Annotated in this window: 18 protein-coding genes and 2 pseudogenes; 10 read left to right on the top strand and 10 right to left on the bottom strand. The window is 41.2% G+C overall.

Annotated features, from left to right (window positions below):
• Nucleotides 1–376 precede the first annotated feature (376 nt).
• The 6 genes and pseudogenes from RRG12_RS09130 to RRG12_RS09105 form a co-directional block, all read left to right on the top strand.
• Nucleotides 377–586, top strand: a pseudogene (locus RRG12_RS09130) (IS5/IS1182 family transposase); the annotation flags it as partial.
• Between the two features lie 219 nt (nt 587–805).
• Nucleotides 806–1867 (top strand): cyclic GMP-AMP synthase DncV-like nucleotidyltransferase, encoded by a 1062-nt coding sequence (locus RRG12_RS09125; protein WP_104902246.1) that lies wholly within the window; start codon nt 806–808, stop codon nt 1865–1867.
• Entirely contained in the window at nt 1868–3610 is a 1743-nt protein-coding gene (locus tag RRG12_RS09120) for an E2/UBC family protein (RefSeq protein WP_104902247.1), read from the top strand.
• Complete coding sequence (locus RRG12_RS09115) at nt 3607–4104, top strand: Mov34/MPN/PAD-1 family protein (RefSeq protein ID WP_181154582.1); 498 nt, start codon at nt 3607–3609, stop codon at nt 4102–4104. The genes RRG12_RS09120 and RRG12_RS09115 overlap by 4 nt, the downstream gene beginning before the upstream one ends.
• Nucleotides 4105–4219: 115 nt before the next feature.
• Nucleotides 4220–5356, top strand: a complete 1137-nt coding sequence (locus RRG12_RS09110) for an HNH endonuclease (RefSeq protein ID WP_104902249.1) — start codon at nt 4220–4222, stop codon at nt 5354–5356.
• Nucleotides 5357–5667: 311 nt separating this feature from the next.
• Nucleotides 5668–5871 (top strand): annotated as a pseudogene (locus RRG12_RS09105) (M48 family metallopeptidase); the annotation flags it as partial.
• Nucleotides 5872–5930: 59 nt separating this feature from the next.
• Here RRG12_RS09105 and RRG12_RS09100 read toward each other — a convergent pair.
• The 6 genes from RRG12_RS09100 to RRG12_RS09075 form a co-directional block, all read right to left on the bottom strand.
• Nucleotides 5931–6395 (bottom strand): hypothetical protein, encoded by a 465-nt coding sequence (locus RRG12_RS09100; protein WP_104902251.1) that lies wholly within the window; start codon nt 6393–6395, stop codon nt 5931–5933.
• 3 nt (nt 6396–6398) lie between these two features.
• The gene (locus RRG12_RS09095; RefSeq protein WP_420759027.1) at nt 6399–7409 is read right to left on the bottom strand and encodes a tyrosine-type recombinase/integrase; all 1011 of its coding nucleotides are present in this window, start codon (nt 7407–7409) and stop codon (nt 6399–6401) included.
• Nucleotides 7410–7468: 59 nt separating this feature from the next.
• Entirely contained in the window at nt 7469–7783 is a 315-nt protein-coding gene (locus RRG12_RS09090) for a hypothetical protein (RefSeq protein WP_420759026.1), read from the bottom strand.
• Between the two features lie 143 nt (nt 7784–7926).
• Nucleotides 7927–8262 carry a XisI protein gene (locus RRG12_RS09085; protein WP_190936671.1) on the bottom strand — a complete coding sequence of 112 codons (336 nt, stop codon included), beginning with the start codon at nt 8260–8262 and terminating at the stop codon, nt 7927–7929.
• Nucleotides 8250–8663: a XisH family protein gene (locus RRG12_RS09080; RefSeq protein ID WP_190936670.1), complete on the bottom strand. Its 414-nt coding sequence runs from the start codon at nt 8661–8663 to the stop codon at nt 8250–8252. The genes RRG12_RS09085 and RRG12_RS09080 overlap by 13 nt, the downstream gene beginning before the upstream one ends.
• A gap of 272 nt (nt 8664–8935) precedes the next feature.
• Entirely contained in the window at nt 8936–9337 is a 402-nt protein-coding gene (locus tag RRG12_RS09075) for a four helix bundle protein (protein ID WP_334708698.1), read from the bottom strand.
• Between the two features lie 560 nt (nt 9338–9897).
• Between RRG12_RS09075 and RRG12_RS09070 the strand changes: the two genes are divergently transcribed.
• Entirely contained in the window at nt 9898–10554 is a 657-nt protein-coding gene (locus RRG12_RS09070) for a hypothetical protein (RefSeq protein ID WP_420759025.1), read from the top strand.
• Nucleotides 10555–10630: 76 nt separating this feature from the next.
• On the opposite strand, the gene RRG12_RS09065 is transcribed toward RRG12_RS09070, so the two are convergent.
• The 3 genes from RRG12_RS09065 to RRG12_RS09055 all read right to left on the bottom strand — a co-directional run bounded on the left by RRG12_RS09065 (nt 10631) and on the right by RRG12_RS09055 (nt 12080).
• Nucleotides 10631–10759, bottom strand: coding sequence for a hypothetical protein (locus RRG12_RS09065; RefSeq protein ID WP_258169889.1), 129 nt, complete (start codon nt 10757–10759; stop codon nt 10631–10633).
• Nucleotides 10760–10864: 105 nt separating this feature from the next.
• The gene (locus RRG12_RS09060) at nt 10865–11323 is read right to left on the bottom strand and encodes a hypothetical protein (protein WP_104902257.1); all 459 of its coding nucleotides are present in this window, start codon (nt 11321–11323) and stop codon (nt 10865–10867) included.
• Nucleotides 11316–12080: a ParA family protein gene (locus tag RRG12_RS09055; protein ID WP_104902300.1), complete on the bottom strand. Its 765-nt coding sequence runs from the start codon at nt 12078–12080 to the stop codon at nt 11316–11318. The genes RRG12_RS09060 and RRG12_RS09055 overlap by 8 nt, the downstream gene beginning before the upstream one ends.
• A 585-nt stretch (nt 12081–12665) precedes the next feature.
• Here RRG12_RS09055 and RRG12_RS09050 point away from each other — a divergent pair.
• From RRG12_RS09050 to RRG12_RS09040, 3 genes are all read left to right on the top strand, one after another.
• On the top strand, nt 12666–13625 hold the full coding sequence (locus RRG12_RS09050; RefSeq protein WP_420759024.1) for a ParM/StbA family protein: 960 nt from the start codon (nt 12666–12668) through the stop codon (nt 13623–13625).
• 10 nt (nt 13626–13635) lie between these two features.
• Complete coding sequence (locus tag RRG12_RS09045; RefSeq protein WP_420759023.1) at nt 13636–13926, top strand: hypothetical protein; 291 nt, start codon at nt 13636–13638, stop codon at nt 13924–13926.
• 211 nt (nt 13927–14137) lie between these two features.
• The gene (locus tag RRG12_RS09040; protein WP_420759022.1) at nt 14138–14866 is read left to right on the top strand and encodes a group II intron reverse transcriptase; all 729 of its coding nucleotides are present in this window, start codon (nt 14138–14140) and stop codon (nt 14864–14866) included.
• Nucleotides 14867–15465: 599 nt separating this feature from the next.
• On the opposite strand, the gene RRG12_RS09035 is transcribed toward RRG12_RS09040, so the two are convergent.
• Entirely contained in the window at nt 15466–20274 is a 4809-nt protein-coding gene (locus RRG12_RS09035; protein WP_420759021.1) for a CHAT domain-containing protein, read from the bottom strand.
• Nucleotides 20275–20646: the final 372 nt, after the last annotated feature.

Here is a 20646-nt window from a genome sequence, read left to right as displayed (position 1 = left end):
GGATGAATTAGCTACATACAAGTATTTCTCTATAATTCAAATAACGGGACTTAAACATTTTTGAGGCAGAAATAAGCCTCAAATCCATATAAGGGTAAAAGTAGGCAAAAAGGAAAGTTTGCGCTTAAGAATGATGACTATCGTGAAGTACATTCTTTGCGATTAACAGATGATATTTGGAAGGCTCTTGGTATTGGTATTGAGCCGAGATACGGATACCGTTGGCGAAATATTGCTTAACAAAAAAACGGCGGCTTTACCGTGTATTACATGAAAAGGAGAATCACACCTCTCCGTGTATTACACGAGAATAAAAAAATTAAGTTAGCTGCCTCAATAATCAATAAACTAGAAGAAATACCTGTGGAGGCAGTATATGTGTTTACATCCTGAAGAAATTCCTCCTATTCCCAATGAAACGGTGCGTGTAGCCAAGGCCGCATTTCCAAAAGGTAATTTATATATGCGACTGCGTGATGAACTTGGAGTCTTTTATCAGGATGAAGATTTCGCATCACTGTATCCACAACGGGGTCAGCCAGCGCAAGCACCTTGGAGGTTGGCGATGATCCTGGTAATGCAATATCCTACTTTCGTAATAGTCACTAAAATTCAGTATTCATACTGATGTAAACTTTAATTTCTAATAGTACTTTTGTACTGAAAAGTCTTTTAGTTTTTCAAAGTAAACTAACCAGAATTAAAAATGCTACAGCTATTTGAAAATAGAAAGTTACGCAAGAAAGATGCTAGATAACCAACATTACATCTTTCAGATATAACTCATGAGGGGTGAAAAAGATATATGGCAAATGTACAATACCAAATGATTAATTTTCATGAAGCAATCAAACTTAAGCGCTTCGATGAGAATGAAGTGCTTCGTGAAAAACGCGATCGCATTCTCGCTCGTCTGGACTCTGGACTGATAAAAATCTTTGAGATCGAAGGTTTGAAACCACCAAAGTACGAAATTTTTGACCAGGGTAGTTACGCAATGGGTACTGGTACTAAACCAGTTGATGGGCATTACGACATTGATACAGGGATACGATTTAAAATTTGCTACTTAGACTATCCCGACCCAGTGAAAGTGAAGACATGGGTATATCTTGCTTTAAATGGACATACCCAACGAGTTGAAATTCGCCGCCCATGTGTCACAGTATTTTACCAACAAGAAGGCGAACCCATTTACCACGTTGATTTAGCAGTTTACTCGGATCAAGACTGTAACCCAGATGGCAAAATGTATCTAGCCAAGGGGAAGTTAAATTCCGCTATAGAACATAGATTTTGGCAAGAATCTGATCCCCAAACTTTTATACATCTGATCAAAAATCACTTTCTAGACAGAGAAGATGATAAACAATTTCGCCGCATTATTCGTTACCTCAAACGCTGGAAGGATGTGAAATTCTCTAGCGACGGAAACGCAGCGCCGATTGGAATTGGCATTACTGTTGCAGCTTACCACTGGTTCAACCCAGTTTACACTCGTGACTCGTTTACAAATATAAAAAACTACAACGATTTAGAAGCCTTGCGATGCTTTGTCAACGCTATGCTTGCTAAGTTCCAAAATGTATACTTTAACAGCAACATAGTTCAACGGTTGATAGTGGAGTTACCTGTCTCTCCCCATAACGACCTGTTTGAGAAAATGACTGATAATCAAATGGCAGATTTTCAGGAGAAATTAGAAATTCTACTAGAAGCCATTGGGGAAGCTCAACAAAAAGCAGACCCTGTAGAAGCTTGCAAAATCCTTCAAAAACAATTTGGAGATGACTTTCCCATACCCAGTCGAGAAGACACGGCACAAAAACGACCACCAGCCATTATTTCCTCTAGCGCTTCAGCTTAAATGCTGGATATAGAAACACAACTTAACATCGTTGCATCTCTAACACAGGAACAATATCTTCATGATCTACGTATATTACCTGAAAATGATCTGAATAGTTTCAAAACCCACGGTGTTATATGGGCAATTGAAGGACAGGTAGCTATTGCGGGTAAAAACGTAGCGTTGTGTATTGGAGTTGATTGTAACTTTCCTCTTTGCCTACCAAAAGTATTTCTGCGTCCATCAGATGCTCTTGGCTTCATTCCACATGTGGAGGAAGATGGCAACATTTGCTATTTAGATTCCGAGGGACTGCTGCTAAATTCAGAAGACCCTATTGGCATTATTTTTGAAGCGATCGCTAAAGCTGTTGATGTTCTACAAGCAGGTGTCAAAGGTTCTAATAAACTAGATTTTATGAACGAGTTCGGTGCATATTGGCAACGAATTAGTTCCAAGACTTTGTTTGCATTTTTGCCAATAGACAATGTATTACGCAAAATATTTGTTTATACGGATAACAAAGGCACAGAATTAACCGCAGACAACATTAGTACCATAAAGGCATATTTAAATACTGACAGTCAAGAACTCGATTTATTGTCAAGACGTACTGCTTTATACATTCCGCTTAAAGACGGTGCATTTGTACTTCCACCCGAACCCAATAACCCCTGGAGTAGTCAAGACGTAAAATTGATTGTCCACAAGAACTTGTCTGAAGAAAATCGTCGCTTATTAAGACATTGGGGGAGAAAGTGGAAATCGGAAGAGCTGGTTATTTTAAGTTTACCCCGTCCGCGTGGTGGAATGACCCTTATAGGTCTTTTATTTTCTGGTGTTGCTGGTGGTCATCCACTTTTATCTGGAAGAGTAAAAAATTTGCCAATACCAATTAATATTCAACGCTATGACCTTGACTACTTGCTTCAAAGAGGTGGCAGTTATACTAAATTCGGTAACTTCCGAGTTCTCCTTGTTGGATGCGGTGCGGTTGGCGGTTATATAGCCCTTGCACTAGCACAGGCAGGCATTATGCACTTGACACTGGTAGACCCTGACATTCTTAAACCAGAAAATATATATCGACACGTTTTAGGTAAGACAGCACTCTTTCAACCTAAAGTTACAGCCCTTAAAGAAGAAATCGAAAGCAAGTATCCTTATTTGTTAGTCACAACACACCAACAATACATTGAGCAAGCCATTAAAGATAGACTGATTGATTTGTCCTATTTTGATTTAGCAATTTTTGCTACAGGTGATCCCACAAGAGAACTATATATTAACCATTTATTGCATTTTACTCAATCTAAAAGTCCTATCACAGTGTTTACTTGGCTAGAACCATTAGGAATTGGGGGACACTCTTTGCTTACCCGCCCTGATAAACCAGGTTGCTTACAATGCCTTTTTACCTCAGCCACCGCAATTAACACCCCACTCTACAATAAATCGGCATTTGCTGCCTACGGCCAATCTTTTGCTAAAGATGACTTGGGCTGCGGTAGTTCATATATACCATATAGTTTTTTAGACGCGCAAAAAACAGCTGAATCTGCTGTTAGACTTGCACTCGATGCTTTAACAGAGCGTGAGCGAGGTAGTCCCATATTATCTTGGAAAGGAACTGATGATAATTTTGTAGCTGCGGGTTTTAAAGTATCTCCACGTTACTTGTTGACTCCTGACCAATTACAGGCAAGCAGGTACGACTATATTAATTTGCAATGTCCGGTCTGTGGTGGACAACAAGCATGAAGTCACTAATCTTTAGAAAGTCAGACGAAAGCAAGCTTGAAATCAGCAGCCATGCTTTGTTACGTATGCTGGCGTTTGTTCAAGATGATCGACACAAACCTGAAGCAGGGGGAATCTTAATAGGGCGTTACATTCGTAACAGTCAAGATATTGTTATTGATGAAATAACAGTTCCAATGGCGGGCGATCGCTGGCAACGATTTTATTTCTGGCGTAGTCGCCAATCTCACCAGCAAATCCTCGATCAATCTTGGCTAGAAAGTGGGGGTACAAGTACTTATATAGGAGAATGGCACACTCATCCTGAGAATATTCCTATACCTTCGGATACTGACATTAAAAATTGGCAGGCTCGCCTTAAAAAAGATATTTTTAGCGGAGATACTTTGTTTTTTATTATTATTGGCATAAAAGTTTTACGAGTTTGGGAGGGTAATAAAAAAACTTTTATTTTTGAATTACTTAATGAAAGTACATCAAATGACAGCAGTTAAAACAAAGCTAATTACTTGACAATCTGCTTTGAATAAATAGTAAATTAAGTGAATGTAATATTGTAAATACTTGTATAACAACGCAAAAAATCAGGATTTTCCAAAACTGTAAATTATGGTTAGAAAAAGTATCCCAGAAGCTGTCAAATTACAACTTTGGGTAAAGTCAGCAGGACGTTGCGAGTTCAAAGGGTGTAATACACCTGTTTGGTATAATGGATTAACTTTAAGTGAAGGAAACTTTGCAGAAGTTGCACATATTATTGGTTCAAGTGAAACTGGGCCAAGAGGAACAGACCAGTCAGAAGATTTACAAATAGATTTTTCTAATTTAATGCTTCTGTGCCAACGATGCCATATAGAAATAGATCGTCATCAAAGAAAATATCCAACTGAATTATTACGTCGTTGGAAGCAAGAACACGAAGATAGAATAGAGATCCAAACGAGTTATCCAGAGGATATACATAAATCTACAGTATTATTGTTCTCTGTAAATATTGGTGACAGGATTGTTCCTATAAATACTGAAGTGATAAGAAATGCAATGTTCCCGAAGTTTCCAACAGACTTAAAAGGAATAAAGATAGAAGAAAGCCATTTTGATAGGTTAGGAACGCCTGAACAATGGCAAACATTTGCTGACAACAAAATTAAGCGTAGAATTTTAAGAGATTTAGAGGAAGGCATTGATGATGTGAAGATTAAACATTTTTCCATATTTGGAATATCACCTATGCCTTTACTCATGTATTTAGGTAAGTGTATAGGTGATACTGTTCCGGCAGACATTTATCAATCGCACAGGAATATTGAGGATACGAGTAAAACTTGGTCTTGGCAAGAAGATTCAAGTGTTGAGTTACCTTATTTAGTTTCTTGCGAACAAGATGGGAAAGGCGAAGTTGTCTTACTGAAATTAGCCATTAGTGATACCATTGAGTATGATAAATATGAAAATTTAGTTTCTGATAATTGCAGTATCTATCAAATTACTGTATCTGAAGCATCACCACACTTTTTAAAATTAAAAAGACAACTTGAAATTTTTAGTTACGAATACCGTAAATTACTTAATCAAATACAAGCAAAACACGGAAAGAACTGCAAAATACTCATTTTGCCCGCAGTTCCCGTCTCAATAGCAGTAGAGTGTGGGAGAGTGATCTTACCGACAAAAGATCCTGAAATTTATGCTTGTGAATATTATAGGGAGAAAGGAGGATTTCAAAGAGTATTAAAAATAAACTGAAAGCAATAATTTTATACCCAAATATTGTACAGTAAAAATTTATTTGGTTTGAAAAACTAAGTTAGTTACAAGCTAGATATATACTAGCCCATGTATCGAGAGAGTCAGCCGATGTAGAACAGGTTACTATCGCTTGCAGAAGCCGCTTTTACATTCAAGTACCACACCAGTTGGCTGGGGGTAAAAGAGAAGATGCTATTGAGCAAGCACTAACTAATTGGAAACGCGATTGCGCTTGGCAGGATATTCAGAACTTCATCAAAATCAAAGTTTATGCCCGTAAGTTGGGTCTTTAGTTACCACCTGTTAGGCTTTCAGAGCAAAAGCGAGTTTGGGGAACCTGCGGAAAAGATGGAGTGATTCGCATCAATTGGCAGTTAATTGATGCGCCTTTGTCAGTCTTGGAGTACGTAGTAGCCTATGAGATTGTTCACTTGCTGCACCGCAATTATGGTAATGGTTTTTGGGAAGCTCTCTCATGCGTCATGCCGGACTGGAGGGTGCGGAAGGGTTAAAACTGGAATCTTGGGAAGTATGAATGTGAGTGAGGCTGGAGCGATCGCTTGTATGACGATCAGTCAGGGTGCAAGGGACAAGGACGCACTGGACAATGTGTTGGTGCAATCTCGAACAGCTCCTTATATTGATATAGTGAAACACTGTATTGTTTTGCAAAAGCCTGCAACACCTGATCTGTATAGGCGCGTATTTTACCAGCCGTTAACCCAAAGCAGTGAATTGGTTCTAAGCGGCAAACAGGTTTTTGCCCCAGCCAGAGTTCTGCCGACATAGCGTGCAATGGCTTATCCCCTGGTTCTTTATACAAATACAGCACTGCAAAATATGTTGCTGGTGGTTCGACTGCGATCGCATCAATTTCTGCTGAATTATTCTGGGAGCGGTGGCGATAGAATGAGCGGCGATTGTGGCAGACTTTTGAATTCCAACACCCGTCCCCTGCTGTTCCATGTAAAACTTTGGCTTGAGTTGTTGGTAGTTTAGAACATAGCTGACATTTGGGATCAAGTGGCTTGGGCATACCTTACTCCGCTTCTTCGCCAATCGCACGATAGTAAGCAGCGATCGCCGCCTCTTGTTCACTCCGTAAAGTATACCGCCGAAACGCTTTCTCGCTTTGATGTCCTGTTAATTTTCGTGCATGGCTGGGGTCAACTCCCAATAGCAATAAGTCAGTGGCGTAGGTGTGACGAAAGGAGTGAGGGTGCAAATCCTCAATGTGAGCTATTTCACCGATTTTTTCCACAGCGAAGTAAATGCCGTGATAACTCAAGCGTTCACCTTTGTATGAAGCATGGTGTGAAATCATCAGTGGGCTAAGGCTGTTTAACACCTCACTCCTTTCTTCTCGCGATCGCAAATACTCTGCTAAAACTTCCCGACTCTCTTTTCGCAGTGGAACTAAGCGTGGTTCATTGGTTTTGGTGTCTGGTAAAAATAGCAGCTTGCCATCAAATGAGCCAACATTTAGCTGTACAACTTCCCCTGCCCGGAGTCCATGACTGAGAATGTGAAGGAGTGCTGTATCGCGTTGCTTTGTTTCTCCCAATAACTCTAACGCTGACCAAACCTGTTCCATCTGTTCTGGGGTTAAACTCTGGGCTGGTGGTAGTGGCACTTTTTCCAGTTTTATCCCCAGTGTAGGATTAGTAGCAATAATTTCAGGATACGTGTAACACATCCATTTGAAAAAGCTTTTGAGTGCCGCAATTCCCGCATTGATGCTGCTTTTTGAAAGCGGTTTACCTGCATCAGTCCGTATTTCATCACGGAGATATTCTTTATATAGCGCAAGGTGACGTGGACGCAGTTCATGATAATGTAGCTCACTCCAAGCCAAAAACCTTTTGAGTTCGCGTTCGTAGAGTTTGCGGCTGTTGGGTGCGAGATTGTTGCTGCGTAAAAATTCCAGAACTTTTACCCACCGAATATCGGTTGGTGGTCTTCTAGTTTCTCCTGGCTGTGTGAAATGTAGAGCTTCACGATCAAGGGGAATGAGTTTGATCTCAGGTAAAGAATCTGCGCTGTAGTTCATCCAGTTCTGTGTAAATTATTAGGTTTAAGTATTAAAAATAACTCTATGTTCAGTTGAGATTACTCATCTGGTGGGGAGGTAGTCATGACTTCTATGACGGTACGATCATGACCGAAGCGTGCCTGCTCCCATGTAGAATAACGCTGCATTCTCCCGTGATGAGGCCCGCCTAAAACCATCGTTTCAAAGAGCAACGGGGGATCTCCAAAAGTGAGATCAAATCCCGAAAAATTAGTTGATACTTTGGCCTCCCCAACTATAGTTTCGGCAACTAGATGTTGTCCTGAATCTTGTACTGAGTGTAAATAATCTTGCCACTCTGACAATGAATTAACAGCAACGGGTGTATGTCCTACTAATTTGTAATAAAGCATGATTAACAATTTGTGGCTATCACAACAAAAAATTACCCGATTTTATCCAAAATAAAGTATTCCTTTTACTACCTCATAGCTCTCTAGTAACTAATACATGCTCAATCGCAATGGTGGCAAAGATTCTGCGTTTTGTATCATGTTTATTCCACAGCGAATCCCGATAATTGACGCATTTTAGGAGTATGAAAACCAATGACAATATCTTGTTTAGGTACACCCATTTCCATCAATTCTAAAGCAATATCTACTTCCGTTGTATTTTGTTGAATCCAAATTTTATTATTTTTGATATCTAGGTGCATTATTGGGCCATAGATCCGTTTTTGATTGTTCCATCCAATGCTAATAATTTGATAATGGTCATACTCTGCGTCAAAAATCTGTTCGACCTCTACATCTCCATAACTAGGCTTATAATCGATATATTTAGTTAATAATTGCCTAACTTTTGTGCGGTATTCATTTAACTTATCCATTGCTCTATTTCCTCAGTTTCAACGTTATAAATAATCAATTTCAGTTTGTTTTCGTTGACTACAGTTTGAATAAAAGGCAAGTTAAAGAAATCATTATAAGTTACCAATGGGATAGCTAAATATAAATTTCTCGAAGGGTCTTCTGCACGTAATGCAGTCCGATAATTAATAAACTGTCCTAGTGCTGTATGAAATTCTGAAATTTTCGATGCACTGACAAAATTTTTAATTTCAACTGCTATTTTTTCTCCAGCTTTTTCGGCAGCAACTAGGAGTTCTGCACCTAAATCAATCTGAACATCAACTCCACCACACCGAATATTTAGTGGATCATCTGTAACTAACCAACCATCTTTTTCCAGTGCAGACCTCACAATATTGTGGAATAAATCACGAGCCATAGTTTTAAGGAAGTCGGAAGTCGGAGGTCGGAGGTCGGAAGTAAGAATGTGTAACTTAGCTGGGGGGTATTGCTTTCGAGTTCACAGTAGTTGTCAATTCTGAGTGCTTATCTCTTGCAACCACTATCTTCCTACTGCGAAGTTTATTGCCATTTAATCTCTCTTTAATTTTGCGTGTAGAAGCAACTCAGTTGAAGTCGGAGGTCGGAAGTCGGAAGTCGGAAGTAGAAAATATTGATGAGGAACTGGCTTTTGAGTTAAATAACTAAGGTTTAGTTGCGCTCTGTAGCATCCAACTTTGAAAATTTATTCTCATTTAATCTATTCTTGATTTTGCGCGTAGAGGCTACAAGTATCTTCACTATCTCATCTGCTTCTTTAAGTAATGACTCAAATTTAGATTTCTCAACGACTTCTGATTCAATTAAAATCTCTAACCAGTATTCAGTTTCGCGTGCTTCTTTCAAAGCAATTTCCATTTTATGCAAAAAATCTTTATCAGACTGAGCCGAACGAGATTCATGCACGTTAGCACCAATGCTCGTACCAGAACGCAACAGTTGCTTTGATAGCGTGCGGCAAACCCCCGGTTTTTCATCAAGAAAGCTACAAGCCTTAATGATTCTAACCGCAAACGCTTTACTCCTGTCAGTAATACTAATGTCTTTATCCATACTTATACTCGCTGTACTTTATCTTTATCTTTCTTTATTCTTACTTCCGACTTCCGACTTCCGACTTCCGACTTCCGACTTCCGACTTCAACCATCATACCCGATCGCTCCTCCCAATACAAAATAAGTAACCCTTATCTTTTATCCGACATTAACTACGATTAATACCATTTGCCTTCACATAGCCTTTTGTTCTAGCTATTAAAATGTCGGTTTGCAGACTAAATGAAAATTGTCGCGGACTATGTGAAAAATTGTCGCAGACTAATTGAAAATGACCTTGTGTAACCCTTATTCCCTCGTACTATATGGCGATCGCTAATTATAAAAGTATTTCTCCAAAGCCTTATACTGTAATGAGTTGCGACCTTTTATCCTCATTTGGCGGAAAATTTCAATTAGTCCGCGAATTTGGTAGGAATTTTTCATCTACTCCGCGATAAATTTTCACTTTGTCTGCGACAAGATAAGTTAGAACCCTGATTACTCCGTTGAGATTTTTTCAATTAGTCTGCGAACCAACAAAAATAAGTTTATTAAGCTAGAACTAATTTGAAATCATGCCGCGTAAGATATGTGGACTTGGCTTTGACTGTGCCTCAATGATGTTGCAACCGGGTATTGACCCTGGAGAATGCTTCAATTATACAACCTGTGGAGCAGCTATTAAATTGACTCCAGATGAGGAAATCGAACTAATTCGCGTGCGGGAGATTGCGTCTTGCCAACGGCAACAGGAGTGGGAACGCAGAGAGGAAACCTTTAGAACCACGCGCCGCGAAGCGGCAATGATGATGCTGATGTCAAGAGGTTGTCCTCAAAGTGCACAATCGCTGGGCGTTGCTGCACAAATGGAAGCGATCGCCGCCTGTGTAGAACAATTGCATCACAACTTAAATAATCTAGAAGGATGCTACATTGCTCCTGGTGGCTGTGAAGTACATCATTATAATGTGAAGCGCCCAAGTGGAGTTTATGGATACAACAAACTCACTGCTCCTGAGCCAATATTTGAACCATCTGAAAAACAGCAGAAAGTGAAAGTTGTTCATTTAAGCCATGATGACGATCCGCGAAACACTGAAGCACGGCTGGGGATTGAGCGCCGAAATCAGTTAACTCGTGTACGAACGCTCTTGGCAACAACTGTGGAACTGTTACAAGAGGCAGCCAATACTCTCACTGAACAGCCTTCTGATGAGGAGCGCTCAGTTTGAAGGTTTAACAAAAGACGCTTCCCCCAAAGTAAGCTCTTCTTCCCAACGTGCTCTCACCCCCAGTCGAGTAACGGCTTTAGTCTTGCAACGACCGGATTAACACAGCCCGATGAGCGATCGCTACTCCAAAATTGAAACTGACATCTATGTCACCTACTGTGGGGCGTAGCCCATCGCCAACGCGGTAAGCGAAGTAGCTGACCACCCTTTTCTATCACTATCACCAAAAGCTGATAAGAAACCATAAATTGAACTTTTTGCTTAATTTATAATCAAAGTCACAACCTCTCACGGATGGATTAGGGTTAACTTAATCGTTAACGTTAATTTTCTTAGCCAATGTCTGAAATTTGCGTTGTTCACCAGCTTGTTTACGCTGTTGATAACGTTTTCTAGCTTGGTTTAATACCTCTTGCAATAATTCCTCATTTTCTGAGCAGACGATAAATGCACCTTCTAGGAAAGTATCTCTAGTAATTTTATTTACATTGCAAAACGTATCTAGTTTGGTATCAATGTCCTGTTCTAACCTGATTGTTCGCCTGATGATCTGCGGTAACTCTAACTGCTCTTCTTGATTAGAAGTGCTTACCTTATCGTTTATTACTTCCTCACTATCTAAATCCGGTTTTGGTTTTTCAGGTAAATGACTAAATTCAGTAATTTGGTCATTTAGTAAGTTATCGTGTTGTACTTTTACAAGTGTTGTATCCCGTGCTGGAACACTTGGACGTGTCTTTTTCTTAAGGCGCTCAAAAACATCAGACATTCTTTTGTAACCTCTCGATAATTTGTTGGAAGGGAGTTTCGAGTTGTTCAAAGCCTAGAGAGGACAAACTTACACCTTTATCTATGGCCTTTTTAAATTGTTCAGATTCTAAAATTGAAGGTAAAACGACTATTTCTTCGGCAATTGTTCGCATTGCACTAATACTCGCCTTACTTTGTGCGACTTGGTTATTACCTACCCATTTATCTCTGAATGGCAAGATGCCAAGCACTATCCCTGAAAAAGCATCAATTTCTTGAAGTTCTTCAACTAAACTTAGAGTTCGGATGAGAGAATTTACACCTTTGGATGATGCTTCTACAGGAATGATGATATGGTCAGCTGCCCCCAACGATGTAAGGCAGATTTGCGATCGCTGAGGTGGTGCATCGATAATGCAGTATTGGAATAGATCTGATACCTCTTTTAAGCGTTTGCTCAGAACAATAGCTCCCATACCGCTCCCAGACAAAAATTCTTGAGCATTATCTAATCCATCATCAGCAGGAATTAACCATAGGTTTTCTCCGATTTCATAAATACCGTCTTCAGTATTGATCTGTTTTTTGAGAACTTCTAGAAGCGTGGGTTGATTCTGCTGAACTTCGTGCCCCAGGTAAAAAGTTAGGTTCGCTTGGGGATCGGCATCAATCATCAGTACACGCTGTCCTGTTTGAGCAAGCATTCTACCCAACAAGATTGCAACAGTTGTTTTTCCCTGGCCACCGGACAAGGATGCACAAGTAAGAATTAACATTTTACTGACTACCAGCAGCATTGTGTAAATTAGTCAATATCATAATGCATAATGTTGTTTTTAAGTTATTTAGTCATTATGTAATTTAGTCATTTACAAATGACTAAATTGTAATTAACGCTATTTAGTCATTACTTTAGCTCTCAAAAAGTCCTACTCTTCGAGAAGATAGATGTAAAGATAGATTTTTGTCCCGTTTAGTTGTTGCTGATTTTAGTCAAGACTGAATTTAGTCATTCAGCAATAACTAAATTGCATAATAGTGCAATCTAGTAAACCAGTTTTATTTTATTCAGAAAATAAAACTTCACAAATGCTCATGGGGGCTTTATAGGGGCTATATGTACCCCAAAAATGATTCAGGACTTCGATGAGTATTTGACACCTGTATAGGGTATATATGGGTGTTTTGTGGGGTATATTTGACTGTTTGACACTTTATACCCCACTTAGCCCCCAAGGGGGTATGATAAGCTCTTGAGGCTGGAGAAAAAAGAGGTAGTTATTTTATTCTTCTCTCCTTTGCTCCCCCATATCTTCTCAACTGATAACTTTTACAAATTGAACCGTATTACCTTTCCCCCAATGTCGAACATTCATACCTTACAAAAAATTTTTCCTGCTGGCTTTGATAACGGTTATGGAAGCCTAAAACTTTTAGTCGATGGCTTTGAAGTAGTTCGTGTCCCCAGCTATATAACCAATGCCGAGATGGAAGATGTACCCGGACGAGTAGTTTTTAACGGCACTGCTTACACAGTCGGAGAATCAGCTTTCCGTACAGGTTATCATTTTGACCGGAACACGGATAACAATGAAAACAAAGTCAATAATGCGTTGTTGACATTATTGGGTGCATTGGCACATCTACCACACCGTAAGGCTTGGCACTTAAAATTAGTCGTCAGCTTACATGATGTAGGTCTGGCTGACGAATTGCAAAAAGTACTAAGTGGGGAATATCAGCCAATACTTGCTGGTAAACAATCAGAGGTGAAAGTAGAAGTGCTGAAAGTTGTCCTAGAGGGGATGGGTGCATTATTTGGGCATCAACTGCCGAAAAAATTAACCATTTTAGACTTTGGCAATGGTACGACTCTGTATTCTCGTTACAACCAGGGGAAACGAGAAGTTCACACCGCCTATCCGATAGGTGTAGAAGTTCTCATTGATGATATTGCCCAAAAGATGAAACATTTAAATGGAGGGAAAATTGGGGATGCATCCAAGATCCGATTTTGTCTGGAAATGGGACATACCAAGTACAGCCGTGATATCGACATCAAAGATGTCTACAGCGCTTGCTTGAAAGATTGGTATGAAAAATACTTGAAGAAAGTGGTGAATCTGACACTTGATGCCAAGCACCAAGGGGACGAAATTTGGGCGATAGGTGGAGGTTGCCTCTTACCTGGATTTAAAAAGTTGTTAGAAAAGAATGGCTTCAAAATACTGGATAATCCAGTGGAAGCTAATGTCTTTGGGCTTCTAGAAATGGCAAAAACCATTATTAGCAAGAATTCACCAAACACATCTCTTAAGTGAAGTTATAACAATGACAGATAAACAAGACTTAGCTCCGGAAAAAATTCGGCTCAAAGATAACTACCGAGAACGCATATTTGCAGAGTCCCAACAACTAGGTAAAAGTTACCTGGAGACGCTTTACTTTATCATTGATTGTTATTTTGTTTTCATAAAGGGTGGATTACCAGCACAAAAAGTAGCTTTTACGCCGATTAATACTGAGTCAAACCAACTTATTCAGCCGACTAAAGAGCTATCTACAGACTCTAAACCAGAGGATTCTGATGACCAAACCTTCAGCCTTGATTTTGATTTGTAAGGGAAATATAGGGCTCCCGTGAGGTTGGTCAGCCGATGCTGTAGTCTCAGAGTCAGCGCCCAAGGATGTCACCAGTCGAAGTTGGCTCAAAGGCATTGGCTTAGAACTGAAACCAGAAAAGACCCGTGTAGCACATACACCGCACCCACATTTAAGCGAGGATGGTCAAGCAGGATTTGATTTTCTGGGACACCATATTCAGCATAAAAAAGTGGGTAAATACCGAGAAAATAAAAATAGTTTCGGTACTCGTCTTGGTTTTATTACCCTCATTACCCCATCAAAAAAGGCGATTGATGCTCACAAAAATGATATGAAAAGCGTCATCACAAAATGTAAGTCTCGTTCCCAAGCGGAACTAATTAAAGACCTTAACCCTATTATTAGGGGATGGGCTTCATATTATAGAGTTTCAGACGCTGGAACTGTTGGGGATTTCGCCCGATTAGATAGAATAACTTATCTTCGATTAAGAAGATGGGCTAAAAGACAAACTGGAAGCATCAACCAGGGTCATCAAAAATATTGGCACACCATAGGTGACAACCATTGGGTATTCACCACTAAACCAGATAGTAACGGATTAAAGTTACTATCACATATCGAATTTCACTCCAGTGTTAACCATTATGTGAAGGTTAGAGGGGATAAAAGCCCATATGATGGTGACACTATCTACTGGAGTTTAAGGTTAAGTAATCATCCAGATTTACCTACTACAAAAAAGAAGCTACTTAAGCAACAAAAAGGTAAATGTATGGGATGTGGTTTAAATTTTCTTGAAGGTGATTTATTGGAGATTGACCACATAAAACCCCTGAGTTGTGGAGGTAAAAAGGAATGGAACAATCTTCAATTACTGCACCGTCATTGCCACGATGTCAAAACTGCCACTGATGGTAGTCAGAAGTCCCTCCGTGACAATAGGGAAACACATTGAGTAGCCGTGTGAAGGGATAACTTTCATGCACGGTTTCGGATGGGAGGGGTGGAACAGTAATGTTCCCCTCGACCCTATCAATGGGACACGTTGTAAAGTTTTGTAAAGCTAAGTACCAAAAACCTTGGTTTACCGTTGTTTCAGCCTCAGCCAAAACTTGGCTATTCAAATGAAGACATTCCCTAAAAGGGTCATTTATGGGCAAGTGCAAGGGACAAAGAAACGTAAAAGCTTGGTTTTAACGTGCAAAATTTTGATTCGTCCATTATCATTTTTGGGCAAGTTAGTAAATCAATAAAGCATTCGCTGCAATATTTATTTACAACGTGTCCCAATTTACAGGTATCTCGGCGGACACCCTACTAAGCTTCATTCTTTTACCGCATCTGATTTAGCACAAGTTGATATTCATACTTGGCTCGAATTACGCTCTCAATTGCAAAAACACCACAAAGCCAGAATTGAACAGTATCGATTTCGCAGAGACCCCAAGGCTTACTTGGCTAATCTAGAGAGTCGTCTTCTCTAGTGAATTTTACCACACTAGCTAATATCTTGCGTTTTCGGTCAAGTACTTCTACTAGACCGGCTCTCTAGACTTATCGCCCATTACCAATTAACACAAATGGCGACCAAAAGAAAGGATGACTATCAATCTGACTCAATTTAGCCTGACGCAATGCTTCATCTTTGTTCATTCCCTGCTTAATATTCTGGTAAAATTGCACCATAATTTCTTTAGTGGTTTTGTCATCTGCACTCCACAAACTAGCTATTACAGCTTTACTGCCAGCACGTTCAAACAGGTAAGCAAGCCCAGAAATTTCTTCACCATTGGATTCGGTTTGTAAACCTGTTTGACAAGCACTCAAGGTAATTAATTCCGTATTTTCTAGTCCCAATAAAGCAGCATCTCTAATATTGAATCTTTGGTCAGCAAACAGCAAAGTATTCTCTTCTAATCCCAAATTACGACAGCCACCTTTTTGGAAACAGCCATGCGTTGCTAAGTGCAGAATCGGAAAGCGCGGCAATTGGATTTTGAAAGTATTAAGTGTGGCTTCACTGTTAATAAATACTTCACTACCAGGGAAAATTGGCATAATATTTTTTACCTCTGCTTCTGCTTCTTTTAGCTCCAGGGGTGGCTTGGGAATAGGATTGCCAAATGCCAGGACTTTTTTAGCAACTGCGGGCGTTGTTGTTGCTTGCAGGGAATGAGTAGAAAGGCGAGTCAGGTAGCTAATGGGATATTTTTGAATTAGATATTGGTCTGTTTTACCGTCGTAGAGTGCTTCAAAGGGAATGTAACGCAGTTTGCCAGTGGCGATGAAGCTGAGTTGTTTGGGTTTGCTGGCTTGAATTTCTGCTTCTACTGGGCGAATTATTAAGTTGTAGAGTTGTTCTAAGTTGTCGAGGTATTCAGAATCGTGACGGTTGGTTAATTTTTCGTAGGTTTGTGTTATGAGAACATCAAATTTAGCAGGGTCAACAGGTATTTTTTTCACAGTTAGTTTGTCTCTGGTTAAGACAAACAAAGCAATTGTGTTGGGGAATTTTTCAACATTAGTCAGCAGCACAGGCTGAATCACTGTTGTACCTGCGGAAATGCTGGCTTTTAGTTCCGCAATATCTGTGGGTGTGGTTTCAAACAAGTCGGCTATTTCTGTAAAGCGAGTTCTAATTTCTTCTGCTTCCTTATAAAGCTGTTCCTGTAGTTTATTAACCTGTTGAGATACTTCTGGGGAAAAGTTTTTTTGCAAATCCTCTCGCAGACTTTGCAATTGAATGTTCTTTTGTTTCCACTGATCAATTGCTTTTTGTGCTTCTGGATTGGCGACTTTGGCATCAACAAGGCGAGAATAATCAGCTAAGTCAGCTACTGTCGCAAGGTTAGCCCATTCAAAAGCGCGTGCTGGCTGATTTTGGTTGATAAGTAAGTCAATTAAGCCAACTGCGCTACCTAGTTTGCTTTCTAAAAATGTTTTGCGATTTTCTCTGCCTATACCGCTACGAAGTTGTAAGGTAAGGTTTGCAGATTGTTCAAGATATTTGATGGCTTCAATGGGCTGCTTAGTATGTCGGTAAACAATACCCATATTACTGAGAGTGGTGGCTTCCCCTAAACGGTTGCCCACCTCTCGGCTAATCAGTAAGGCTTGGTTGTAGTGTTTGAGGGCAGTAGCCTTGTCTCCTAAAGCGGCGTGTATTTTCCCCGTCTGGTTGAGAATGGCGCTTTCATAGATTTTGTCGTTGAGGTGGCGGGTGATGATCAGGGCTTGCTGGTAGGCATTGAGGGCACTGCCCCAATCTGCTGAAGCGATGTAGTAGCTACCAATGCCCATCAGCGCGGCGGTTTCCACTGTTTTGTTGCCCGCAGATTGGGCAAGCGGGAGAGCCTGGTTGTAGGACTTCAGCGGATTTGCATTTGGATCGCTCCCTGTAGCCATATCAAGATCGCCAAGATTATTCAAGGTAGCGGCGGCTCTCCCTTTGTCGTTGAGTTGATACCACAGGGGCAAAGCTTGCTTATAGTAGTCGCGGGCAGCATTTGGGTTGGCTAGATATTTGTAGAGTTGCCCCAAGCTGTTGAAAATCGCTGCTTGTTCCGCGATCGCCCCAGCTTGCCGAGCTAGGGGCAGAGCTTCAGTATAAGCATTGAGGGCAGCTTGAAACTCTCCTAAGTTAGCTCGAATATCGCCGATATAGAGTAAGACTTCAGCTGCCTTAGCAGGGTTTTTGTTGGCATCGTAAAGCTTCAAGGCATCTTTTAACTTCTGGAGGGCAAGTTTTCTGGACGCAAGGGTTCCTTGCTGACTTAGTTGAACAGCTTGTCGAACAATGTCAGCTTGTTGATTATTATTCACAGGCAGGTGTGTCTGTGAATTTTGGAGGGCTGTAACCTGTTCTGCTTGAGCCGCAATTGCCTCTGCCGCGTCCCACAAGCGAGCGGTATTGTCTCGACTCACGGTAATAATCTGGCGACCATCTGAACTGAAAACAGCACTGGTAATCACGGTCTTGTGCCCGCGAAAAATAGCTAACAGCTTGCCTTTCTTATCCCACAAACGCGCAGTGTTATCTTGACTAGTCGTGATAACGCGATTGCCATCGGGGCTGAATTTTGCCCGCTCGACTCTGTTTTCGTGCTGAAAAACAGTCAAAAGATTACCTTGTTTATCCACAAGGCGGGCAGAATTATCCAAATTAGTAATGAGAATATGATGACCGTCAGGGCTGAATTTCGCACTGGTGACCCTACCCAGTTGAACAGCAGTTGAGGTATTGCCTTCCCTAGTCCATAGCTCTGCATTTGGGCTAAGGCTACCTCCTGGATTATTCAGTGGATGATAGCTAAGAATGAGAAGATGGCGATCGTCAGGGCTGAATTCAACATGAGTTACCTCTCCTTCATGCCGGAACTTAGCCAAGAGATTAGCTTTTCTATCCCAGAGGCGAGCATCTTCAAAAAAACCGGCAGTGAAAATGTAGCGACCATCGGGGCTAAATATCGGACTGTGGACACGCTTCTTATGCCCTTTAAACTCGGTTATGAGATTTCCTTTTTTGTCCCAAAGGTAGGCAGTTTTCTCTTCAGCAGTAAGAACAAAGTTACCGTCGGGGCTAAATGTAGCACTATGTCCCTGAAACTCAGCTATACGCTTACCTTGTCTATCCAATAGAAGATAGCTCAGATGTGTAAACCCGCCTGCTAAAAGTATGTGTTGCCCGTTGGAACTGAATTGTGCCCGCACAGGCTTATTCTCACGTAGATCGTAAATCGTGAAAGAATGCCCTTCCCTGTCCCAAAGGCGAGCAGTTCCATCTAAGCTAGTAGTAAGAATCTGGCGACTATCGGGACTAAATTCAGCACTATCAACAGCCTGCTCATGCCCCCGGAGCGTTGCTAAGAGCTTGCCTCTTCTATCGTACAGACGTGGTTCTCTCCCATTAAAAGTTCTTGTGAGAATGTAGTTTCCATCTGGGCTAAATTCAGCACTATCAACAGATTGTTCATGCTCTAGAAGTGTCAGTTGCGCGTTTTGTTGAGCTACCTGTTGATCAAAAGTTGATAATGCTTCTGCTTGCTGAGGTTGAGCCGCTAATGTCGTTACGATATTCCACAAGCGAGCGGTATCGCCTCCCCAGGTAAAAATCTGGTTCCCATCTGGGCTAAATTCCACGCCACTAATTTTATTCTCGCGTCGAAAACCAGCAAGGAGTTTTCCTGCTCTGTCCCAGATTTGCATGGTTTGATCCTCCCAGCTACTCCCACTGGTGGTGAGAATATAGGCTCCATTGGGGCTAAATTCTGCCTTTTGGACAGGCTGCTCATGCTGGAAAACAGCTACGGCTTTACCCTTTGCATCCCAAAGGCGAGCAGTTTTATCATCGCTGCCTGTAAGGATATAGCGACTATCTGGGCTGAATTCTGTAGTGTTAATATCGGCTGTATGTCCCCGAATAACGCCAAGATAACTGCCATTTCCGTCCCAGAGGCGGCGAATATCTCTATGACTGCTCGTGACAATCAGGCGACCATCCGGGCTAAACCTGGCATTGTCGAGTTCAGCATGTCCATGACTGTCAGAATAGTTCTCGATCTTAGCTATAAGCTTCCCTTGCCTGTCCCAAAGGTAGGCAACATGACTCCGAAAAGCCGTTGTGATAATACTGTGACCGTCAGGGCTGAATTCCGCACTCATGAGGCGACTCTCATGTGGAAGAGTCACTAGAGGATTGCCACGGATGTCCCAGAGTTGAGCCGTGTTATCCCGACTTGCCGTTAGTATTTGCTTTCCATCAGGGCTAAATTCGGCAATGTCAATGTCGCCCTTATGCCGTAATTCAGCCAGAAGCTTACCTTGTTTATCCCACAGGCGACCAGTTTCGTTTGCGTAGTCAATGGTGAGAATTAGGCTGCTATCGGGGCTGAATTTCGTGATACGTCCCCCCCGAAGTGGGGCTAATAATTTGCCTTGTCTGTCCCACAGGTAAAGGGAGCTTCCATGTCCAATAGTAGTGAGGACGCGAGTACCATCGGGACTAAATACAGCACTCTTGACCTCATCGTTATGCTGGAAGACAACAATTGAATTCCCCGCTTTGTCCCACAAACGGGCAGTGTTATCATCACTAGCTGTGAGAATATATTTCCCATCAGGGCTAAATTTTACACTATTGATATTTCCCTTATGCCCTACAAACACGGACTGTTGTCCATCCAAGGCTTGCGCGAATTGCTGATTGTGTGGTGAAGCGGGTACTTCTGCTGTTACTGGCTGAGGTGCTGTGAAGTTTCTGGGTCGGGCGTTGATGGGTGTATCAGCAACAGTGGTAAAGACCACACTCATCACAAAAGCTAAGCAGCGGCGATCTATCCTGCCAAATTTATTGGGAACCATCATCGCTGTTGACACTTCACACTAGAGCCGCCATGCCACTCCCTGCCATGACCTGAATTTTTAGATATTGCCACCATGCAACCCATTGCAAAAGCCTACAATCAAAATATCTTCCTCCTTCAAATTATACGGAAATTTTCCGTGTCCGACTCGTTTCCAGGTAAATTCATAACCGAGAGTATGTAATGAAAATATAATTCAATACGTATAACTGTTCCATTGATGTAAGTGAAAACCCTGCCTTTGAGGAGACAAATGACTCCCTATCTGCCCACAGTGAGCATACTAGGAATTATGCAGGCTGAAGCTGGGGTCAGGGCGCAATCAGTTGTAAAACAAGCAGGTAACAACGGGAGCAACGCGATTTTGTGAGGT

The sequence above is a fragment of the Nostoc sp. CALU 546 genome (assembly GCF_048836525.1).
Note: the sequence above shows the minus strand (reverse complement) of the source record. Positions and strands in the feature narration are given on the sequence as shown.

Coding starts and splice junctions, on each gene's coding strand:
- RRG12_RS09075 (WP_334708698.1), bottom strand. CDS start 9,337: ATGGATAAAGACATTAGTATTACTGACAGGAGTAAAGCGTTTGCGGTT.
- RRG12_RS09035 (WP_420759021.1), bottom strand. CDS start 20,274: ATGATGGTTCCCAATAAATTTGGCAGGATAGATCGCCGCTGCTTAGCT.
- RRG12_RS09080 (WP_190936670.1), bottom strand. CDS start 8,663: ATGGCTCGTGATTTATTCCACAATATTGTGAGGTCTGCACTGGAAAAA.
- RRG12_RS09115 (WP_181154582.1), top strand. CDS start 3,607: ATGAAGTCACTAATCTTTAGAAAGTCAGACGAAAGCAAGCTTGAAATC.
- RRG12_RS09110 (WP_104902249.1), top strand. CDS start 4,220: ATGGTTAGAAAAAGTATCCCAGAAGCTGTCAAATTACAACTTTGGGTA.
- RRG12_RS09085 (WP_190936671.1), bottom strand. CDS start 8,262: ATGGATAAGTTAAATGAATACCGCACAAAAGTTAGGCAATTATTAACT.
- RRG12_RS09125 (WP_104902246.1), top strand. CDS start 806: ATGGCAAATGTACAATACCAAATGATTAATTTTCATGAAGCAATCAAA.
- RRG12_RS09045 (WP_420759023.1), top strand. CDS start 13,636: ATGACAGATAAACAAGACTTAGCTCCGGAAAAAATTCGGCTCAAAGAT.
- RRG12_RS09050 (WP_420759024.1), top strand. CDS start 12,666: ATGTCGAACATTCATACCTTACAAAAAATTTTTCCTGCTGGCTTTGAT.
- RRG12_RS09095 (WP_420759027.1), bottom strand. CDS start 7,409: ATGAACTACAGCGCAGATTCTTTACCTGAGATCAAACTCATTCCCCTT.
- RRG12_RS09070 (WP_420759025.1), top strand. CDS start 9,898: ATGCCGCGTAAGATATGTGGACTTGGCTTTGACTGTGCCTCAATGATG.
- RRG12_RS09090 (WP_420759026.1), bottom strand. CDS start 7,783: ATGCTTTATTACAAATTAGTAGGACATACACCCGTTGCTGTTAATTCA.
- RRG12_RS09060 (WP_104902257.1), bottom strand. CDS start 11,323: ATGTCTGATGTTTTTGAGCGCCTTAAGAAAAAGACACGTCCAAGTGTT.
- RRG12_RS09100 (WP_104902251.1), bottom strand. CDS start 6,395: ATGCCCAAGCCACTTGATCCCAAATGTCAGCTATGTTCTAAACTACCA.
- RRG12_RS09120 (WP_104902247.1), top strand. CDS start 1,868: ATGCTGGATATAGAAACACAACTTAACATCGTTGCATCTCTAACACAG.
- RRG12_RS09055 (WP_104902300.1), bottom strand. CDS start 12,080: ATGTTAATTCTTACTTGTGCATCCTTGTCCGGTGGCCAGGGAAAAACA.